A 20,096-nucleotide genomic window follows, 5' to 3' on the forward strand; every position below is an offset into this window, starting at 1 on the left:
TAGAAGTTATTGTGATATTTTCATAGCTGTAGGTTGTATCTGTATATGTCTTCGAGCGGGAGTTTAAATCGTCTCTTCTCGGATACAAGCTTTAATTTGATAGATCATTGGTAGCAAATCCTCTTTTAACCAACCTGTTTATTTTGATGTGTCACGATACCCCCAAACAGTGAGGGAGTGAGTAATCATGAACTTCGTATCAAAGAACAAATGGCCTTTGCGTTTTAGTACCTCACTTGCCATAGGTATTCTTGTTTCGGCATGTATTTATTGCGCTCAAACAAATTTGGAAGCAGCGGCTTGCCCCAAAGAATGTTGTGCTCCTGCAAAGGCATGTGGAACATTGTTGAGTTTTTGTTCGCCTGAGCAGAGTGGGAAATCTTGTAATGGTTGTGATGGTACAACCAACGTCCGACTTTGTGCCAAGTGTGTTCAAGACAGAAAGTGCACTGCCAAAACGGGCGCAGCTACCGTTTGTGGAAACAAGTTTACCGGGACCTGTGTTCGGCACTCGGTGTATGGCTATTATTATTGCAAGAAAACTGCTGCCGGTGGGTCACATAGCTGTACTGTTTCTGGTGAATGTACTGGTGACAAAGCATGTGGAGGCGGTGGTTAATTTCAGTCATTCCTACTGTCGTAAACCAGACAACGTCTCAGGATCACTCTATACAATTTTCGTGGGGGAAGAAAATGATATATCGAATATTATTCTCACTGACTGGCCTTTCAGTTTTCATCTCTTTCGCGTTTATGGGAGGTGCAAATCATCAACAGGCAGAAGCTGCCGTCGCTTGCCCTAAACAAACCTGTGCTGCGGGATATGCTTGTGGCGGACAAGGAGGGACCTTTGCACCACCTGGCGCCATGAGTATGTGCACTCAAAGTCAGAATGGTGCCGCCTGTAATTGGTGTGATGGGACAACTGTGGTCAGGCTTTGTATCCCATCAGTACAAACAAGACAATGTGTTTCTCCTGCGACTGCCACTACATGTGGCAACCCGAAGAAGGGAATTTGCAAAAAAGCTTATCTGCCGGTTGTAGGAACATATTATTGGTGTAAAAGCTCAGGTGCTGCTGGCACGCATTCCTGCTCAGTCATCAGTCAATGTACCAGCGATAAAGCATGTCCTCCTGTAGGAGGGTAAGCCTTGTTTTTCGTTATGGATATCTGAAATATGAGAACCAGCTCTTTCGTCTCTTATGTAGTCTGCTTTTATCTACTCAGTCTGTTTTCGGTGATCGCAACTGCTGATGAAAAAAATGACATTCTCGCAGAGGCGGCTGCAGAATTAGAACGCCAGAATCAGGCATGGGATGATCTGACTGTCGAATACAGTTGTGAAGACTGGATCCCTGATGATAAGGGGGAATGGAAACTGCACGAGACACTCATGCTGCGCTGGGCAGTTACACAGTCCGGCTGGGAACGGATTTTACGCTCTCGGTCTGAAAGTGCCTGGACAGAAGAAGCTGCTTTCAACGGCGAATACTATATGACGTACGATTCCCAACAACAGGGGAGCGCCGGAGTCGGGCACCAAATTAGTTCGTTTTTAAATATTACGTATTCACCCAAGATTTTTGGTTTCTTTGTGACGGGGCTAGAGCTCGGTCAGCCTGTCAGTGTTGCCGAGTTTCTGCAAATGGAAGCATCGCATGCCAAGGTGCTCTCAGAGAAAGAAAACCTTGTGATTGTTGAAGGTGATGATCCTTTAGCTGTCGGAATCCGTCTGAAACTCACTCTGGATGCGAAATATGGTTATCGTCCCATTGAAATTGAAGTGAGAGATCAGCATGGATTACTCTCAACATATAAAGATATTGAGTATGAACAGTTCACCGGGAAGCGTGGGACTTTCTGGTTTCCTCGGAAAGGGTCATGGTATGGAGTCAACCCGGAGGATCGCAGCCCCGGGACAAGGATGGATTACTCATTGATTAAAATGGAAGTCGATCAAAATCCAGAGAAACAGGATTTTCAGTTAACGTATCCGAAAGGAACGCTTCTCTTGAATACGGATACTGGCGAAACAACCTATGCGGCTGCAGTCGTGAATTTGGAAGATCTGATTGGCGATAAAGGCAAGACCATTTCGATGGAGCAGCATGATAAAATAGCAGCCCAGAATCTGCCGCGGGGACCAGCACAGGAAGACGAGAGTTCAAATATGAAGACTCTGGTTCTGGTTAACCTTGCTATCATTGTATTGATCATTCTTACGGTCTTATTTGTCAGATATCGCCGTCATAAATCGGTTTGAGTGCGAGTAAATATAGATGGTACAGTCTTGCTTGCTTTGAAAGAAGATAACGCAACCATGTCTAGCTTAAGCGTGAACTCGAATGTCCGGACTGTCATTTTTCTTGGTGGTTTATCCCTGTTATTTGTGGGGTGCAATTCCGAAAAAACTCCCGAAGGCGGGGCCAGATTAAAAACTGAAGGACGTACCTACGCTTCTGCGCCAAAAGAAGGGCACGTCAAACACCGTTTTAAAATCATGAGTGTGGGGGATCAGCCTCTGGAAATCACACGCGTTGATTCCAGTTGTGGGTGTACTGTTGCGGAATCGTCGACAACCAGTATCAAACCTGGGGAAGCCGGTTTTGTCGATGCGGATCTGACCGTTGCTCCGAATCGTCGGGAATCGACAATTTATGTTCACACAAACGATCCTGCTCAGGATATAATCGTCTTCCGGATCTCCGCTTTGGGGCTGAGAGCCGCCCAGCTCGCATTTGTTCCTGCTGTCTTAAAGGTGAAAGGAAAATCGGGAGAACTGATAACCGGAAAGTGTATGTTACAATTATCCGTCTGGAAGCCTGCTTCAAGAAAGATCGTCATCGACCAGCTGAATTTTGCTTCTTCATCGAAAGCGATTGTTGTGAGTAGTCCAGAAGCGCTTTCAATTCCTGAGAGACCAAAACAATCTATTGGAAATGATCAAAACGCCACAACGCAGCAAGTAGCGCTCTACTCCCATCTTGACCGGGATGTCTTTCTGATACCAGTCGAGTATCAAATCCAACTGGCAGCAAAACCTCGTAAGCAGCGGTTTTATTCAAGCGCCCAATTAGGTAAAACACCTGAAGATCCCAAAGCATTGCTTTCTGTTGTTGCGACGGTAAATGCAGATTAAGGTCTGCTCGCAGCTCTGATAGTGGGATATCTATGTCAGTCATTTGTCTGCAGAAAGAGTTTCAACTCAGACGTGACTGCCAAATGTGAAACCAAATCTTCTCCTCTAATGGGGCAAATTTTGTGGGAACTTTCTTTGCTCTCACAGCGTCTTCTCAGCCAGTAGTATTTTTAGCGTAACCGAACGCTGGTTCATACTTTACCCAGAAAGAAGGAATTTTCAGAATGAAACGCTGGTCTGTTCCCCTGACGCTTATGATTGTTATGATATGCTTGATGGCTGGTAGCCTGCATAGTGCTCCTGAGCAGGATACACCAGAGGTGAACGTGCAGGAGTTGCTGAAGCGAGTTAAACAGCTAGAGAAACGTTTGGCACAGCTCGAAAAGGTGCGACCGGGAGTGGCTTTCCCTCAGACTCCTCAGGTGTTGCTTCAGTTGCCGGGAAAAAAAATAACCGTTGTTCCCGGGCAACCTGCTAAGCCACAGATTCCGAATGACTGGAAGCGAAATCAAATTAACGGCATCGAGTATTATCTCGTACCCCTCGATGCAAAAAAGAAATAAACACTACATGGACCTGACGCCTACGGAATTAAAGCTGATTGACGAAAAATCCCTGCTGATCGGCTGGAGCGATGGCCAACACCGTCGCTACACGTTCGCAGAATTACGCAAGTCTTGCCCTTGTGTGACCTGTCGCAATGAACGTAAAGCGTCCGAAGCGGAGCCCCTGAAGCTGCCTGTGCTCTCACCCGTTGAATTGCAGCCAATCAAAGTTGAAAAGATGAGTCTGGCGGGCAATTATGCCTACCGTATTACCTTCAACGACGGTCACAATACGGGGCTGTTTACGTTCGAGTTACTTCGGGAACTGGGTACGGTTGTGGATTAGCAACATTCAATCCAGCTTCCGCCAGATGAAAGTGGACAGATCGAGTTCATACGTGTCCTCATTAGTTACCAGTTCCGGCTCTCCTGGTTTGTCCCAGCTTTGTCGCTCTCCGCCTGTGATCTGGATTACGTTCCGCTGTGGGACGTAGCTGGCGCGATGTCGATAGACCCAGCCAGGTAAATCGCCTGATGTCTTAACCGCTTCAATTTCCCATGTCTCAGTTTTCAGATGATAGACGGGTGTCTGGTTATTGACCCGCTGTTCCGGATAACCCAGGCACCCGATAAGATAAATTTCCTCTTTTACCAGAGTCGCGGTGTGAAAGTCGGTCGGCGGAAAGACTTTTTTCGGATAGCCATAGAGTTCAAAGTTCCCTTGGCCGTCATGAATCACGACGTCATTGTAAATGTAGAAATCCGGATCATAATAATCCTCGTGCTCGCCGCCTATCTGCACATAGCGACCGTCTGGAATAGGCGTTAATGTCGAACCGAATCGGTCAAAGCACCATACGGCTCCAGGCTTATCAAATGCAGAATCATCTTTAAAATGCACGCGTGCCTGATACGCATTACACCCGATACGAATCATGTCGCTCCAGAACGGGTTGTCCATTCGTTCGGGATTGGTCTTGCCGAACCGAGGCGTTTTATTCTTCCGATAGTCTTCTGCTGAAGCCTGGAATGTTGCCTCATCATCCAGCTGCAGTAAAAGTCGTTGCATTTCAGGTGATGCCTGGCTCAAATCGTCGCCCGCTTTCAGGAACAAGTTCAAGACTTCGGCACTGTAGACATCACCGATGATGGGTTCAATTGTCGGACTCTGTCCCAGTTCAATCACCGATTTGTTGGTCTCTTCAAGGGATTCCTTCCATTCCTCGTCTGTCATCACTCCCTTGAATTCATCTGGCATCTTGACATGCTCGGAGTCAAACCAGCTAAGGTCATAATTAATCACTTTTAACGGGTATTTGGGGTGGTAACCTCGGTCAACTCCCAATGTCAGGAGATGGCGAACGCCGTCAACAAAGTCAGCTTGAACCGCATGCCTGAGAGCCGTTGCGTTGTAATCATCCGTCAGCTCCGGGTCAGCCCCCTGCTCCAGCAGCAATTTCATTTTCTCCGGATCTTTGGCGGCAATCGCGATCATTAAAGCGGATTCACCGTTCTGACCTGGCGCATTGAGATCGACGCCTTTCTCCAGTTCCTGCTGCAGTTCTTCTAAAGAACCGCTCTCCACAACTTGGTGAAAGCGGATAATTTCCTGAGTCATTTCTTTTTTCGGTTCGGTCAATTTGTTCGGCTCCTTGGGGGAATCGGCACATCCAATTAGAAGTAGGAGCAGGAAGGACACCAGGCATCGTACGACGGTTCGTCTGGAATAGAGGAAGGAGTTTTGCATAGAGAGTTCGTTTGGTAACGCCAATGACTTTTTATGGTTTCTTTGAGGGATCGTCGGGAATAAACGTGCCGCCGCGGATCAGTTTTTTCGTTCCGGCGCGGTGATCGATAACCGATGTTTTAATGATACCGGGATCGCCGTCATTTTCAATTCGACGACCTTGGGGAAGTTGCATTCCATCAACGGTAAAAACCGTTGCGGAAACCGGTTGATTGACCTTCAGCCAATCGAACTTCATTATAAGACGTCGGTGGTTGAACTGACCTTCTGTGTTTAATGCGACGGGAACCCAGACATTCTCTATTTCTTTCCAGGTGATTTCACTTTTGATAAAAGGCGTTTGTTCGAACTTTTTCGGCGTGCCTGTTTTTCGATAAACAAGATAGTTTGTGGGAGTGTAACCGTGTCGCTCGTCAATCCAGAGCATGAGCTTGAATTCGTTTGACTTTCCGAAGAGCCAGGTTATTTCAAACACACCCTCACTTTGCCGGGTGATGTGTTTCAGTGTGTAAGTTTGATATGTTTGCAGCACTCCCGGCAGAAACCATCGACTGCCGGAACGTGACACGCCATGCAAAAGCTCGGCGCCGTTAATCAGCCCGATTACACGGATATCGAACGGCGAATAATAGCCATACGGCTTGTAATCCGGTTCGTTGATCCTGACGCTGGTGTTATTCCCTTCTGTATGAATACTGTACTCCGGCGTTTTGACGTAGATCGAACGAGAACGCAGTGTTCGCGTTTCGCCCTTCTTTTTCGGATGCGGTGTGACCTGTTTGACATCCTGATCAAAGCGAAATTGTTGGAACTGCTGGGAAAAGAAACACTCCGCTTTCAGCTCTACACGTAGCGGCGTAGTGGAATCCGTCACGACAGCGTTCGCTTTGAATTCGCCTGACCTCAGGAGTGACCGTTGCTGTTGCATTCCCTGTAGCAGGGTTTGCAGTAATTCTTTTTGCTCATGTTGTGCTTGTTTGCTCTCAGCAGGTTTCTGTGCGGGAGCCGGTGAGACAGCAGTAAAGAAAAGTAGACCGCTGATGAGCAGGAACACTTTGTTGTTGTTTGTCGAATTCATGCTTTGACCTGATTGCTGAAGGTGCTGCGTTGTTTCAGCAGCTCATTTCTCGTGTGGTTTGGCGACGCCACGAAAGGGGTTGTTTTGATTGATTTCCTGTTTCTTCTTTTGGATGACTACCACGATCGTTACGTCGACCTTACCAGTAACATTCCACTTTTCCCGTGCACCGCTGATTGAGAATGTGAACTGGTTGACGATTAAGCCACCATCGGATTTGTCATTCTCCGAATCCGCCTTACTGAGGGCATCGAAGACGCGTTGTACCTGTTCAGCGAAATTCTTGTTGTTCATGACGAAGGCGTCGCCGTTTTTTGTTGCGATGAATTCTAAAAATTTCAGGTCTAAATGATTTCCCAGTTTCTTAATATATTTTTCCGGTAGATAATAGCGTCCCCTGACACGTTTCGCATCGAGTGGCTGCCAGCCGATCAACACCGACTCCGGCTCCGCCTTTTTTGTCTCTTTGTTGATGAAAGCGAAATCATACAGCATCTCCGCGCGGAGCTTCTCCTTCGGTCGCCAGTATTCGAAACGGAAGTCTTTGAATGGTACTTTGAGGGATTCATCGCCGCCTGAAATTAAGAACACGCTGCCGTCCGCGTCCTTCGAGAGGATCTTGCCGCCGTCGGTGACCAGCGCTACATGCAGACATTTACTTGTGCCGTTGGGATAATCTTTCAGGAAGGCGACGATATCACCTTTTCGGCTTGCAGATTCGCCACTCTGCTTTGTGCAGAACTGCTTCAGGAAGTTTTGGTAAAACTGATCTGCTCCGCCGCCGCGCAGTTCGGCAATGCGGTTCCGTGCCGAGAGGTCGCCGCCCCAGTATAACCATTCGGTGACCAGGCCCACGCAATCCTGTTCGGTGGATGGCCCCTGCTTGCGGACACATTTCTCTGACTTGAGGATGGGGCCGTATGTCTTTTCTTCCGTGGCCAGCTGTTTGCGTCTGGCGTCAGGGGAGATGGCGTCGGTACGAATGTTGTATTTGAAGTCAGCCGGTTTGATCTTCGACGTTTTTGAAAGCGGCGAGAAACGGACCTGAATCGATTGCGCCCGTGCCACGTCGTTCATTACGCAAGTGGCTACGACAAGCATGAAACCGGTAAGTAAAGTACCGTAACGAAACATGATACGCCTCCCTTTTTCGAAGAACCTGAACCCGAAACGCTTCGCAGCATTTCTACTGTGGGAACTTGGAAGCCTGCTCAAGTGCGAGCGTACCAAGGTGACTTCTGGCTTTCCAGAACATTCTAGTGACAGTTGACGATTTTGAAGTAATGAGGGGAGTCTCCTGTTTTTCTAATCTTCGATCGTACCGAGGAAGAGTTCCGCTTTATTGGGACATAAAAAGGAACGGTAGCTGGTTACGACAAATCGTTTTTCGTCAATGAAGCAAATATTGGAGGGAATCGGCGGATCATCCTTCATGAGCGGCGCACGGCCGATCGGATCCAGTTGAGCGTCCAGCGCGTAGACGGCTCCCTTTTCAGCGACAAACAGCAGACCATCAGAGCTCAGTGCCAGGCCATCGACGGCATGTTTAATCTTGAAATGCTGATTGGCGATCTGCTTGCCAATCACGCCCGGGCTGACGATCTCGTAATGCAGCACCGTCGACGTTCCTGAGTCGGCGACATACAGAGATTGTGCTTTCCCTGACACCATCTGCAGCTCAATGCCATTCGGCTTATCCAGCTCCAGGCAGGATTTCGCCTGTGTGTCCCCACAGGCATAGTAATAGACATGACCGCCGCGGAGGTCGGTGAAATAGACGCCCCCCTCATCATCCACAGCCAGATCGTTGGGATGCCGGAACTGTTTGCCGGTCGTGGAATGCGAAATCCGCGGTTCTGTTTTGGGCTTCGGTTTATGTTGCAGGTCCAGTTCATGCAGCATCCCTTTCGGCCAGATCGTTCCCTTCCAGAGACAGGCCGCCAGCTTGCCGTTCGGGAGAAACTGCAGCCCGTTACAACAGTAAGGGGCGTAAGAATAAATTTCCGTCGGTGCAACCGTCGGCTGACTGGGATCGAACTCGTAGATTGTTCCCTGGAAGCAGTCGGTGAAATAAACCCGCGTGCCGTCGGGTGAAAGGACGGGGCCTTCCAGCAGATGTTTGCCCGGCACGTCGATACTCCAGACACGTTCAAAACTAAATTGGATGTCTTGCATGGTGATGTTTCTCCTGCATCGTTGTCAGTCGTTCCCAGTATTCTACTGAAACGACACCAGTTTGAGTAACGCACAATCGAAAATTCCTGATCAATCACGCCGACCCCTGAATCCCCAGGTTAATTCCTTTTTCGCTGCTTGTTCGACACCAGTGCATGAATCTTCCCCTGCTGAAGAAAATCGCTCTTGACTCCCTGACGCCATTTCAAAATATGCTCTGTTATGCGTCGCGCGCGAGAACAGTACTGGTTCAGGTGAAGGTTGCAAACCGCGTGCGAAATGAGCACTATAAAACCCGCTGGTTTCAGCCAGATTTGAAAAAATCAGCCTCAAAAAGTTATGCGGGTCGACACACATCGCCACACAACCACCGCGCAAGAGACACACTTCGTCCTCATACCGACACATCTCACCACCATTTCGCCACACATCAAATTCCATTTTATCTTGACTCCCTCATGCCCCTCACGAAAATTCATTTAACAGCAGAACAATGACAAGCAATACTGTAAGAACCTGACGTCGATCTGATTAATAGAAACAATGGATCCGAAGACCTGACAGCTAAACGTAGGGGCGGTACCCATGTGTCCGCCCGCCGAAAGAGAATCCTACCAGATATCCCCCGGACGGCCTCAGATAAACAATCCGCACCGAAACACTTGGCACGTGATTTTTTTGCGACCACGAAAAACACGAAAGGCACGAAAAAATTGAGAGGGTAGTAACCGCGGCCAACGCCGTGCGACTGATCTGGTTTTCAATCACTCGCCAACCGGAATTCCCCATTAGCCCCGGTTCCTCACGATTGGCAAAGACGCATTCCAATTAAAAACACGATCGTCGGGTTAGTAACTGTTGGCCTTCTATTTAGATCGGTCGGGTGCCACTGTTGGCTTGCCCAACAGTGCTGAGGGTGGACGTCCAAATTACGAAAAAACATGGGGTAAGGGCACTCTTCATCACAACGGAGTGAAAACAGTGATATTTTTGTGCGTGCAAATACCCAATCAATTGAACCTTGGGATGATTCATCAATCAGACAAGAGAAATGGAACATCTCCACGACCTTTCACTGGTGGCAAGCCACCAGTGCCACCCCATAGCTACGGGCGCGTCTGCGATTTCAAAACCGTTTGAATCTGTTTCACCAGCTGTTTCTCAGGAACATTCATCGCCAGGAATTTCCGCTGCGGCCCCAGCAGAAAAAAGGCCGGTGTTTTGGTGACGCCAAATTCTTTGGCTGAATTCAACTCGTCCAGATTGAATCCCCCCTGCGTCTGGTGGATCCACTTCCCGTCACTGTAAAAGGCATTCCCATCGAGGCGTTTCTGCCGATTGCAATACGCGATCCACTTTTCATAGTCCTGGTCAACGCATTGACTGACCATCAGGAAATCCTGCTGATCCAGAAACCGCCGGCGGATCTTTCGCAGCCGCTGGTTGAGTTGCTCATGGTCGGGATCTTCGAGCGACCAGAAGATCAACAGAATCGTTTTGCCCCGAAACGATTTCCCATAATCATAAGCCTCACCCCCGGCATGAAACCCCCAGAACTCAGGAGCGGCATCGCCCACTTTGAATTGCGGCCGCGGCTTACGACTGGATACCGCCCCCTGCTCTTCAGCACCCGCCAGGTCCAGAAAACCTAAACCGACACAAGTCAGGATGAGAATACGAAAGATTTTCATTTGGGACCTGTATTTGAGAGGCCAATGTTGATTCGATAGTATGTAGAACATCCTATTTTGAAGTTTTGAATGTCATTCTACAAGTATTTTGTTTAGCATCTCAGATAGTTCCATTCTAACTGCTTTCCCAAAGCCCGGTTCCGTTTTCTAAACAGTAACAGGATGGTCATATCGGTTATTGGTCTTCAAGAGAGACTCCCATGAGTTACACCGTCAATGAGCATGAATTTCAAAATGTGATTTCGTTATCGGCCTTTGACCGGTATCAGTATTTCCTGAATAAGGTGGCAGACTGGGAAGAGGTCTGGAGTGTGCGCAGTGCAGACGGCTTTCGGATGATGAGTGATCCGCAGGGAGTTCTCTGTATTCCCGTCTGGCCCGCTGAACCTTATGCGCAGGCCTGTTGTCAGGAAGAGTGGGCCGATGCCAGTCCGGTGGCGGTTTCTCTCGAAGACTGGATGGCTAAATGGCTGCCCGGAATTAAAAACGACAACAGAAAAATCGCACTCTTTCCCCTGCCCCAGGATCAGGGAATGGTGCTCGACAGTGATCAACTCCGCCAGGACCTGCAGGAACTATTAGACGAGTTTGAATAGTGCAAACGGAAGATTTACCCATCGGTGAAGTGCAGCAGATGTTTCGTCCCAATCGGAACAATCAGATGGCCGGTTACATCATCGTCTCTTTTTTATTAATGGTCGGTTGTTGCCTTTTATTCATGTGTGCGTTCAAGCTGAGTCGGGCGGAACAGATGCCACTGTTTGTTGAGAAAGGAGAGTCGCTTTATTCCTTAAGCATCGGTTGTGTTTTCGGAGCCGGCATGATCATTGCCAGTCTCTTTCTGTTTCACTGGCTCAGGTCGATCGCCTCTTTGCGAGTATTTCTGGGGGATGAGGGTTTTTGTATGATTCGCGATCAGCGCGTGGAAGTCTTTATCTGGGATCAGATTGCGCTCGCTGAAGAAACGGCACTCTATGAACGCCCTCGCGGACCTCTCAACCTATTGGATGGCGAGATCCCCAAAATCAGAAGTCAAAGTTTTTGCATAGTAAGGGAGGATGGCTACGAATTTAAATTCAACTCCAATCATCTCCAGAACCATGACAGATTTGCCAGTCTGGTAAAGTGGCAAATGAGAATCCGCGACATTCCCTGGCTGGTAGAGGAAGATTACTGTTAAGGTATCGAATCGATCGCTGGGGGCTTTGAGCGCGTCAGCTTTTACATAGAAGTTAGTTTGGGGTGCCACTGTTGGCTTGCCCAACAGTGTTGAAGGGGGACGTGCAAAACACGAAATATCTCTTGTGTTTCTGAATTCCTTTGTCAAAACTGCATGAAAGCAGAGACCTGTTTGAGTGTGAAAATGATCGGTCTAGTGAAACTTCAGTTGATCGCGAAATGGTTTCAATCAAACAAAAGAAAGGGAAACGACCCCCTGCCCTTCACTGGTGGCAAGCCACCAGTGCCACCCCGCCGAAGTTCTTTTTATACTTGAAGAAGCAACTTTGTCAAAAAGAAAAATTGATGAGAAGCAACTCTCTTCGAAAATGTCCCAAGCCGGATGGCTTGCTACGCTACTAGCTGATAGTAAATCACACGAACATCGACAGAAAGCACTTTTATTTGCTGCATTAATTAAAATGAACTTTCCAGAGAGTCAGTCAGTAGAAACGTTGTGTTATTGTATCTTTTCACGAACAGGCACTTTACCTGCCGCAATGCACTTAAAAAAAATTGTTGGCTCAAAACTTGAATATCGTGGCCCTGCACTTGGCTTGTTGACGGATGAGTATTTTGGAGCTTACACAAAAAACTTTACTGACTTAGCGGGGGGGATAGTATTAACAGACTTTCAAAAAACTACTGCTGATTCATTATCTCAGCAAATACCTTGTGTGATCTCTGCACCCACGTCTGCAGGCAAATCATTTATCATTCACGAATATGTTAAAAATTGCCTTTGCACAGAAGCTAAGTTTGTTACTTTATTTATAGTTCCGACAAAAGCATTGATTTCTCAAATATGTGCTATTTATCGAAAATTAAGTTCAGAAACAGATCATGACATAGGGGTATATTCCTCTGTCCCAGATGACTTTGAAAAGACTCAGAGTAAACTTGTGTTTGCATTAACTCAAGAAAGGTGTATTAGACTCCTTAATTCTCCGGTTGTGCAAGAATTAGATTTTATTTTTATTGACGAGATTCAAGCCCTTGAAGACGGAGAAAGAGGGGCACTGCTTGAGTATGTGATTCAAGAACTAAAATCTTTGGTTAAGAACAGGGCTAGTTTTTTTGCTGCAGGCCCTTTCATCTCAAATGGAAGGGAATTAGGTCAGAAACTATTTTTTGAGGAGTCTTCAAATATCGAAACTGAAGACACTCCTGTTTCTCAAATATTGACAAAATTAAAGCCTCTGAAAAAGCAAAAAGAATTGGAAGTAGTAATTGTTGCCCCCTCATCAAAATTGGGAGATTATTCTTTTAGAATAAGCACAAAAAGATCGTTCTATTCAAGATGGCGCCAAAGTAATACCAATGCAATTTGTGATGCATTAGAAATCTTTTCTACTGAAAGCCCCTCTATTGTGTATGCGCCCGGGCCAGGGACAGCACAAAATTGGGCAAAAAAGTTTATAGTAGATCGTGAAAAACCAGTTGGGTTGTCAGATGAAATTAAAGATTTAATTTCGTATATAAAAGATTCTATTCATCCTCGTTGTTCGTTAGTGGGATGCTTGGAAACTCGTGTGGCTTATCATCATGGGAAATTGCCAGATTTTGTACGCGAAGAAATCGAAGAACTTATTTCTCAACGAGAGATAGAAGTTTTATTTTGTACAACAACTCTACTAGAGGGAGTGAATTTGCCGGTTGATAAAATATTTATTCTTTCAACTGAAAAAGCAGATGAGAAATTGTCCGATTTTGAATTCAAGAACCTAATTGGTAGAGCAGGAAGATTAGATCAACATTTATGTGGAATGATCTATTGTATTCAACTAACTAAAGAAGGGGAGACTGATTGGGTTGACAGTTATAGGCATGAAACCAAAAAAGAAGTAATTCCTACTACTAATAAAAAAATGGTAGAGCATTATGCTGTCATTAATCAGATGCTTAAGAATGGTAGCTTAAATTTACCTGAGGACGATAAGCACAAACTAAATAGTTCTGTTACAGTCTTACGTTCGAGGTATTTAAAAAATCCTGATTCGGCGATGAAGTATCTCGAATCAAAAGACATTACAGAGGATCAGCAAAATCAATTGATCGACTCAGTTAGAGAATCAGTGAAGGCGTTATCAATACCAAGTGATTTAGTACTTAAAAACCCAGTCATCGATCCTTTTCTTCAGAACTTATTATATGAGGATGTGTTAAGAGATTCGGAGAAGTGGAAAATTAGACGTGAAAGAGGGTTTTCAACGGATCTTGAAAAGGTATTCAAAGAACTAGATAAAATATTTCATATCATTTCTGAAATAAATCCAAGAGGAAAGCATGAGTATTATCGAAACGATTTATTAACATTCGCGAAATTGTGGCTACTAGGTGAACCCTTCAAAAAAATTGTAAATAGAGCCTTACCTAGATCTCTTCGAGAAGAAAATAATGTGGAAAACAAAGAAGTGGAAAATGAACAAGTAGATAAGGCTATTACGAAATCAATGAATTTTATAACGCGAGATATTTCTTTCATTACTGCGAAGTACTTTTCTGTATTAGCAGATATTCTTGAGGAGATCCTCCCGGAAGAATCTCTGGATGATTTTGCTATGACACTTAACCTACCAGTTATGTTAGAGCTTGGGAGCAATGAACCGAAATCTTTAGCTCTAATTTCTGCATGCATTCCACGTGGAGCTGCCATCCAAATTGCTCCACTAATTCCTGATTCAATAGAAGATCCTGTGAGTTGGCTTTCATTGAATCAAGACTTTGGCCCACTCCAAAAGCTCTCATCAATTTATCATAAAATATTGAAAAAATGTGGGATTTGGAGTTAAGCAAACTGAGATTTATGTTTTACTGAACGCCCCTAATCAACAACACTCGTCATCGGCCCGACGGCGGCTGTCGTGCTATGCCCCAGCGGGTATTTTTTCAACAACGTCTGGATGTCGTCGAGGCTGATGTTGTTTAAGAGTTCCAGATCGTCTTGGACGGAATAATACTTCTGGCGGTAGACCCAGTTGCCGCCTAAGGATGAGAGGCGGCCCATCGGGCGTTCGCTGCGTAGCACTAATCGGGAGGCGAGTTTGTTTTTGGCGCGGTCCAGTTCTTCCTGGGTGATGCCGTTTTGGTTGACTTCGTTGAAGATCTCCTGGATCAGTTGCAGGTTGCTTTCGGTCAGCTCGGGGTCGGAACAGAGGTAGGTCAGCCAGGTGCCGCTGCCGTCGTATTCGTTGAAACCGAGCTCGGCGGATTCGGCCAGGCCCGGATCGACCAGCTTCCAGTACATCCGGCTGTTGGAATCGTCGCCGATCACGACCGCCAGGATCTCGGCCGGCAAACGCAGCAGGTCTTGCGCGGCAGGAGCCGGGCCGAGTTGCATGATGTGCTGCTGCTGGGTCTTTTTCTCGACAATGGTCTGCGTGCCGGTCTTCGGCTGGGCTTCGTCGGTCGGGCGTTCGCTCTGGCCGGCGGGCCAGTGTTTACAGTATTTGTCGGCCAGTTCGAGGACTTTGATCCAGTCGGCATTGCCGGCGATGGCCAGCGTCAGGTTGCCGGCCAGATAATGTTTGGCGTGATAATCGCGCATCTGTTCGGACGTGAGATCGGTGATCGACTGCACGGAGCCGAGAATGCTCTGCCCCAGTGGGTGCCCCTGGAAGTGGGCCTGCATCACTTTTTCGTAGGCGGTGAAGCTGTGCAGATCGTCGTACATACCGATCTCTTCGAGGATCACTTTCTTCTCCATGTCGAAATCTTCCTGCCTTAAGGTGGGGTAGATCAGGGTGGAGAGAAGTTCCATCGCGGTCTCGATGTATTCCGGCAGGAAGGAGCCGTAAAACAGGGTGATCTCTTCGCTGGTGGAGGCGTTGTAGTTGGCGCCGATCTCGTCGAAGATGCGGTTCACATCGTCGGCCGTGTATTTTTCGTTGCCTTTGAAGGCCATGTGTTCGAGGAAATGGCTGACGCCGGAGACCTCAGGCGTTTCATCGCGGGAACCGGTGCGAACGAAGTAGCCGAGCGCCAGGCTGTGCGCGTTGGGGTTGAGCTCGGCGATGATCTGCAGTCCGTTGTCTAATTTAGCTTCATGAAATATCACTGGGAACCTCTAGCGGTTGGGGGCCGATCGTTAAGACGGTGAAATTCGCGGCGGGATGGGCGTGGATATAGCCGAGCACCCGCTCTGTGGTGAGTTGCTGAATTTCCTCGTTGATCTGGTCGAGTGTGGTAATGTGTTTCAAATAGAACCAGTCGCGGGCAATCGAAGAGGCACGCGAGGACGTCGATTCCTGCGACATGATCAGCGAACTTTTGGCGCGGGCTTTACAGCGTTCGAGTTCGGATTCTTCAATGCCTTCACCCAGACGACTCAATTCCTGAAGGGTGACGTCAAGTGTTTCCTGTGCCCGTTCGGAAGTGGTGCCGGCGTAACACAGGACGCGACCCAATCCGGGCATGCCGGTCAGTGAGGCGGAGACGGTGTAACACAGGCCCCGCTTTTCGCGGACTTCGGTAAACAGCCGGGCACTCATGCCGCCACTCAAGATGCCGACGGCGGCCCAGGCGGCGTAATACTCGGGGTGCCCATAAGGAACGGCGTCGTAAGCGATGCCGAGATGGGTTTGTGTGGTTTCCTGTTCGGTAAAGAACTGTTTTTCGGTATCGAATTCGAGAGCCGGCTCTTCCCTGCCCTCACTCGGCTGCCAGTCGCCGAAGATCTCTTCGATCTGTTGTTTGACCTGTTCGAAGTCGATATTGCCGGCGACGCCGATGATGGTATCGTCGGGATGGAACGAGGTCTGGTAATGCTGTTGGACATCTTCAATGGTGATGAGTGCGAGGTGTTCGAGTTCGCCGTCGCTGGGCAGTCCCCAGGGAGCCGGGAAGGCGTGGCGTTTGAGTTCGACGAGGGCTTTCTGCCGGGCGTCGTCTTCGACAGAAAGTAACGCCTGGGCGACTCCCGCGCGAGACGCGTCGAACTGATTCTCGGGTAAATGCGGGGCACGGAGAATGAGTGCGTAAAGTTTGAGTGTTTCCGCGAGGTTGTCTGCCAGTGTAGCGCCACTGAAAGAGATGTGGGCGCCGGAGACCCCTTCGTGTCGCTGGACTCCGAGATCATCAAGGGCACAGGAGAGCTGTTCGCTGTTATAGGGGCCTGCGCCGCGGGAGATGAGATCGGAGAGGATACTGGCGGTGCCGCGACGTTCGGCGGGGTCGTAAATACTGCCGGCGGGGACCAGAATGGAAAACGCGGCCGACTGGACATCGAGCATCGATTCCGTGACCAGCGTCAGACCGTTCGGGAACCGATGCGTTTGAATCAGTTGTTTACCCATGCGGGGTGCAACCTTCCTGCTTGTTGTTTGATTTCTTAAAGGACTGCGTCATGCTGGCGGAATGCCCGAATGATTTCTCTCAACGGACGTGTGCTACCAGCCGAGAGGCCGCCTGCGAAAGAGTCTCTTTTCTAATACTATGCAGGCGATCTTAGCGATTGAAGTTCTGAATTGAAAGTTTGATCGGGTAAGAAGAATGGTCCCGGACAGGTACTGTTTCTTTAATCGAATGGTTCTGACCAATGTACGTATAACCGGAGCTAACGCCCTGCGGCTAGTAGCTTATAGGGCGCTCGGTGTCCAGGGAACAAGGGGCACATTGCTCTGTCGAGCTCATAATTGGGATTGGGGTGTTTAAAAAAACGCTGTTGTCACTAGACGCATCAGGGGGCGTTGATGTTAAGATGGGAGCAATGGTTCCGAGAACGCTCCCGGTGCCATTTTATTCAGCGAAGACGAAACTTTGAAATGAAGGAATGATCCGGTGCGCGTAGAGAATCAATCGAGAACAGCAACAGCCAGTCGCATTTCCAGAAGACGTTTCCTAAGCACCAGTCTCGCCGGCGTGGCAGGGACAGGGATGCTGGCTTTGATGTCCCGTTCGATCAAGGCGGCAGAAAAAAAGGCATCGAAGAAACATTTGGAAATCGAACGCATCGAACGCACCACGGTGAAAGTTCCCTTTCGGGAAGTGCCTGCCCGGAACATGGCACGCGAATTACCGCACTGGCAGTATACCGAAATTGTCGAAGTGCATTTGAAATCGGGCCATGTCGGCTTTGGAGAGACGCTGCTGTATTATACCTGGAATGCGACTTCCGACGAGGCCGTCCAACGGGCGCAAGGCAAGAATGCCGCTGAATTGATGTGGGATGACAGTCTCGGCGCGGGGCTGCAAATGGCGCTGTTTGATGCGGTCGCGAAGGCAGCCGAGGTTCCCGTGCATGCACTCTTAGGCAGGCAGATTTATGAGAAGACACCTCTCTCGTGGTGGAACATCGATACTTCAGTCAAGGACATGGCGTTGGAATGTGCCGAGGCGTACAAGCAAGGCTACATGTCCTACAAAACCAAAGGCCGTCCGTGGTTCGATGTCTGGGCGCAAGTTGAAGAGGCGAGCAAGGTGGTTCCCAAGAACTTCAAAATCGACATGGACTTTAACGATACGCTGCTCGATGCAGAGCGAGCCCTGCCGATTCTGAAAGATCTGGCTCAATACCCGCAGGTCGATATTTTTGAGTCTCCGATTTTTCAGGATGACATCGCCGGAAACAAAAAGTTGATGGCGGCCACGGACGTCAACATCGCCATGCATTATGGGACACCAGAGCCCCTGATTGCGATTCGCGAAAACATCTGCGATGGTTTTGTGATTGGTCACGGCGCCAGTGAGTTGATGGCTGCGGGCGCGGTGGCTGCGATGGCGGACAAACCGTTCTGGTTGCAATTAGTCGGAACGGGAATTACCGCTGCCTTCTCGCTGCATTTCGGTGCCGTCCTGAGCCATGCGACATGGCCGGCTGTGAATTGCCACCAGCTTTACAAACACAATCTGTTGACCGAGCCGATTGTCGTCAAAGACGGATTCGCCAAAATTCCCGAGAAGCCGGGGTTGGGTTATGAGCTGGATCGTGATCTGATTGAAAAGCTCCGCGTCAAAAAACCGGCATCCCGCCCGGAACCGCCGCGGTTGATCGAAACGACCTGGAAAGACGGACGGAAGATGTATTTCGGCAATACGGGCGAAGTGAATTTCGTTCTGAACCCGGCCCGCGATGGCAACGTGCCCTTCTTCGAACGAGGCGTCGATACACGCCTGGTTCCCAATGATGGTTCTAAAGAATGGAAAGAACTCTACAGCAAAGCGAGCCAACAACCGTTATTGATCAAAGGGTAAATCCTGGGTAGCGATGGGGTGGCACTGGTGGCTTGCCACCAGTGAAAGGTATAGGGGGCGTTCCTGTTTCTTTTGTCTGGTTGAAATAGTTTCGTAATCAACTCTCAACACTGTTGGACGAGCCAACAGTGCCACCCGCCACTGTTGATTCAGGGGTGAGTGGGACGTGGGGCATTGTTAATTCGAACGATTCATAACAAAGATGTAGAACCGGGGCTAACGCCCTGCGGCTAGTCGATTATTCTGGATCGGAAATCGCCAAACACTAGATTCGCTGGAAGGTGTTCGTCGTGGCTCCATCCTTAATAGGACGATGCTTCCACGTAATGGCTGGGTTTGTAGAGTGTGCGGGTGAGGCGGAAGCCCAGTGACCGATAGAGGTTGATGGCCGGTTCATTGTCGGCGGTGACTTCGAGGTAGGCGCGTTTGACGCCGGCTTCGCGGAAACCGATGAGGCATTTGGTGACCAGTGCCCTGCCCAGCCCTAAGCCGCGGTGTTTGGGTGTGATACCGACGTTCTGAATGGCGCCCATGATGCGACTGGGAACGATGGCCTGAATGGTGCCACAATCGACGGCGTCTTCATTGCCGGTGCCGTCCCAGGTGATGAGCCAGGTTCCTGTGGGGAGGAAGTTGCGTTGACTGGAGATGTCGTGCATCAGTTTGCGACAGCCATCTATTTCACCCAGACAGGGAAAGACGCGGGCATCCATTTCGGACCGGAAGCTGTGATATTTTGCAATCGCGTGTCGATCGACCGTAGTCAGTTCCCAGGGACACCAGCGATAGCCGCTGGGAAGCGGTGCGTCTTCGAGACGCGCCGTTGCCAGCTCGATTTCCATTCGAAATCTACGAAAATAAGTGTCGGTGAAATCCATGAGAGTCTCGCAGAAAACGAGGAGCCGAACAGAAACGGGGCAAAAAGCAGAATGCTTAATTTTACCATACTCTATACTAGTGTCAATTGGGAGAGGTGGATTGCTGGGGAATCGGCCTGTTTTCTTCATTTGCGGGCCTGTCGTGTGTGATGTGCCCAATTCAAGTAGTGCACTCAATTTGCTTAAAATACAGGTTAAAGCCGGTTCGAGGGGAAAAGTCCGGAATTGGTTTTCAATCTGATTGTTTTTGCTCAAGCTGGGGGGGATTTGGCGGATATACCGAGGAATGTGATCTTCTGAAATTGCTGTGGATTCGCTTAGTTGAAAAAACAATCAAAAGCTCTAGAATGAAATCAGAGTTTGAGTACATGTTTCCCGGTGAACATGAAATTTTCCCCGCCACTATTCCTTCCCTGTTTGGAGTGAGTCTCA

The 20,096-nt window shown here is 48.6% G+C and carries 17 protein-coding genes; 8 read left to right on the forward strand and 9 right to left on the reverse strand.

The features are described from left to right. Positions 1 to 1,179: 1,179 nt before the first annotated feature. The 4 genes from Enr17x_RS13250 to Enr17x_RS13265 all read left to right on the forward strand — a co-directional run bounded on the left by Enr17x_RS13250 (position 1,180) and on the right by Enr17x_RS13265 (position 4,032). Positions 1,180 to 2,265: a hypothetical protein gene (locus Enr17x_RS13250; RefSeq protein WP_145309434.1), complete on the forward strand. Its 1,086-nt coding sequence runs from the start codon at positions 1,180 to 1,182 to the stop codon at positions 2,263 to 2,265. 57 nt (positions 2,266 to 2,322) lie between these two features. Next, a complete protein-coding gene (locus Enr17x_RS13255) occupies positions 2,323 to 3,141 on the forward strand; it encodes a DUF1573 domain-containing protein (RefSeq protein ID WP_145309436.1) in 819 nt (272 codons plus the stop codon). Between the two features lie 224 nt (positions 3,142 to 3,365). Beyond that, positions 3,366 to 3,704 (forward strand): hypothetical protein, encoded by a 339-nt coding sequence (locus Enr17x_RS13260; protein ID WP_145309438.1) that lies wholly within the window; start codon positions 3,366 to 3,368, stop codon positions 3,702 to 3,704. Between the two features lie 7 nt (positions 3,705 to 3,711). Continuing rightward, positions 3,712 to 4,032 carry a gamma-butyrobetaine hydroxylase-like domain-containing protein gene (locus Enr17x_RS13265; protein WP_198001135.1) on the forward strand — a complete coding sequence of 107 codons (321 nt, stop codon included), beginning with the start codon at positions 3,712 to 3,714 and terminating at the stop codon, positions 4,030 to 4,032. A 6-nt stretch (positions 4,033 to 4,038) separates the two neighbouring features. Here the strand turns inward: Enr17x_RS13265 and Enr17x_RS13270 are convergent, their stop codons facing one another. The 6 genes from Enr17x_RS13270 to Enr17x_RS13295 form a co-directional block, all read right to left on the reverse strand. Beyond that, positions 4,039 to 5,325, reverse strand: a complete 1,287-nt coding sequence (locus tag Enr17x_RS13270) for an ankyrin repeat domain-containing protein (RefSeq protein ID WP_198001136.1) — start codon at positions 5,323 to 5,325, stop codon at positions 4,039 to 4,041. Between the two features lie 139 nt (positions 5,326 to 5,464). Next, a complete protein-coding gene (locus Enr17x_RS13275; RefSeq protein ID WP_145309443.1) occupies positions 5,465 to 6,511 on the reverse strand; it encodes a hypothetical protein in 1,047 nt (348 codons plus the stop codon). 42 nt (positions 6,512 to 6,553) lie between these two features. Further along, positions 6,554 to 7,645 (reverse strand): hypothetical protein, encoded by a 1,092-nt coding sequence (locus tag Enr17x_RS13280; RefSeq protein ID WP_145309445.1) that lies wholly within the window; start codon positions 7,643 to 7,645, stop codon positions 6,554 to 6,556. A gap of 171 nt (positions 7,646 to 7,816) precedes the next feature. Continuing rightward, positions 7,817 to 8,686, reverse strand: a complete 870-nt coding sequence (locus tag Enr17x_RS13285; protein ID WP_145309447.1) for an SMP-30/gluconolactonase/LRE family protein — start codon at positions 8,684 to 8,686, stop codon at positions 7,817 to 7,819. A 90-nt stretch (positions 8,687 to 8,776) separates the two neighbouring features. After that, positions 8,777 to 9,127: a hypothetical protein gene (locus Enr17x_RS13290; protein WP_145309449.1), complete on the reverse strand. Its 351-nt coding sequence runs from the start codon at positions 9,125 to 9,127 to the stop codon at positions 8,777 to 8,779. A 665-nt stretch (positions 9,128 to 9,792) separates the two neighbouring features. Further along, entirely contained in the window at positions 9,793 to 10,377 is a 585-nt protein-coding gene (locus Enr17x_RS13295; protein ID WP_198001137.1) for a TlpA family protein disulfide reductase, read from the reverse strand. Positions 10,378 to 10,577: 200 nt separating this feature from the next. Between Enr17x_RS13295 and Enr17x_RS13300 the strand changes: the two genes are divergently transcribed. From Enr17x_RS13300 to Enr17x_RS13310, 3 genes are all read left to right on the forward strand, one after another. Then, on the forward strand, positions 10,578 to 10,973 hold the full coding sequence (locus Enr17x_RS13300) for a DUF2750 domain-containing protein (RefSeq protein ID WP_145309453.1): 396 nt from the start codon (positions 10,578 to 10,580) through the stop codon (positions 10,971 to 10,973). Then, the gene (locus Enr17x_RS13305; RefSeq protein WP_145309454.1) at positions 10,973 to 11,557 is read left to right on the forward strand and encodes a hypothetical protein; all 585 of its coding nucleotides are present in this window, start codon (positions 10,973 to 10,975) and stop codon (positions 11,555 to 11,557) included. Before Enr17x_RS13300 ends, Enr17x_RS13305 begins: the two co-directional genes overlap by 1 nt. Positions 11,558 to 11,882: 325 nt before the next feature. After that, positions 11,883 to 14,387 (forward strand): DEAD/DEAH box helicase, encoded by a 2,505-nt coding sequence (locus Enr17x_RS13310; protein ID WP_145309456.1) that lies wholly within the window; start codon positions 11,883 to 11,885, stop codon positions 14,385 to 14,387. A 32-nt stretch (positions 14,388 to 14,419) separates the two neighbouring features. Here the strand turns inward: Enr17x_RS13310 and Enr17x_RS13315 are convergent, their stop codons facing one another. Both Enr17x_RS13315 and Enr17x_RS13320 read right to left on the reverse strand, forming a co-directional pair. Further along, positions 14,420 to 15,652 (reverse strand): M16 family metallopeptidase, encoded by a 1,233-nt coding sequence (locus tag Enr17x_RS13315; RefSeq protein ID WP_145309458.1) that lies wholly within the window; start codon positions 15,650 to 15,652, stop codon positions 14,420 to 14,422. Next, entirely contained in the window at positions 15,639 to 16,889 is a 1,251-nt protein-coding gene (locus Enr17x_RS13320) for a M16 family metallopeptidase (RefSeq protein WP_145309460.1), read from the reverse strand. The genes Enr17x_RS13315 and Enr17x_RS13320 overlap by 14 nt, the downstream gene beginning before the upstream one ends. Before the next feature lie 484 nt (positions 16,890 to 17,373). Here Enr17x_RS13320 and Enr17x_RS13325 point away from each other — a divergent pair, with 484 nt between their 5' ends. Then, positions 17,374 to 18,786 carry a mandelate racemase/muconate lactonizing enzyme family protein gene (locus tag Enr17x_RS13325; RefSeq protein ID WP_145309461.1) on the forward strand — a complete coding sequence of 471 codons (1,413 nt, stop codon included), beginning with the start codon at positions 17,374 to 17,376 and terminating at the stop codon, positions 18,784 to 18,786. A 302-nt stretch (positions 18,787 to 19,088) separates the two neighbouring features. On the opposite strand, the gene Enr17x_RS13330 is transcribed toward Enr17x_RS13325, so the two are convergent. Beyond that, entirely contained in the window at positions 19,089 to 19,664 is a 576-nt protein-coding gene (locus Enr17x_RS13330; protein ID WP_232101048.1) for a GNAT family N-acetyltransferase, read from the reverse strand. Between the last annotated feature and the right edge of the window lie 432 nt (positions 19,665 to 20,096).

The organism is Gimesia fumaroli (assembly GCF_007754425.1).
Taxonomy (GTDB): Bacteria; Planctomycetota; Planctomycetia; order Planctomycetales; family Planctomycetaceae; genus Gimesia; species Gimesia fumaroli.

Coding starts and splice junctions, on each gene's coding strand:
- Enr17x_RS13250 (WP_145309434.1), top strand. CDS start 1,180: ATGAGAACCAGCTCTTTCGTCTCTTATGTAGTCTGCTTTTATCTACTC.
- Enr17x_RS13255 (WP_145309436.1), top strand. CDS start 2,323: ATGTCTAGCTTAAGCGTGAACTCGAATGTCCGGACTGTCATTTTTCTT.
- Enr17x_RS13260 (WP_145309438.1), top strand. CDS start 3,366: ATGAAACGCTGGTCTGTTCCCCTGACGCTTATGATTGTTATGATATGC.
- Enr17x_RS13265 (WP_198001135.1), top strand. CDS start 3,712: ATGGACCTGACGCCTACGGAATTAAAGCTGATTGACGAAAAATCCCTG.
- Enr17x_RS13275 (WP_145309443.1), bottom strand. CDS start 6,511: ATGAATTCGACAAACAACAACAAAGTGTTCCTGCTCATCAGCGGTCTA.
- Enr17x_RS13280 (WP_145309445.1), bottom strand. CDS start 7,645: ATGTTTCGTTACGGTACTTTACTTACCGGTTTCATGCTTGTCGTAGCC.
- Enr17x_RS13285 (WP_145309447.1), bottom strand. CDS start 8,686: ATGCAAGACATCCAATTTAGTTTTGAACGTGTCTGGAGTATCGACGTG.
- Enr17x_RS13290 (WP_145309449.1), bottom strand. CDS start 9,127: ATGGAATTTGATGTGTGGCGAAATGGTGGTGAGATGTGTCGGTATGAG.
- Enr17x_RS13295 (WP_198001137.1), bottom strand. CDS start 10,377: ATGAAAATCTTTCGTATTCTCATCCTGACTTGTGTCGGTTTAGGTTTT.
- Enr17x_RS13300 (WP_145309453.1), top strand. CDS start 10,578: ATGAGTTACACCGTCAATGAGCATGAATTTCAAAATGTGATTTCGTTA.
- Enr17x_RS13320 (WP_145309460.1), bottom strand. CDS start 16,889: ATGGGTAAACAACTGATTCAAACGCATCGGTTCCCGAACGGTCTGACG.
- Enr17x_RS13330 (WP_232101048.1), bottom strand. CDS start 19,664: ATGGATTTCACCGACACTTATTTTCGTAGATTTCGAATGGAAATCGAG.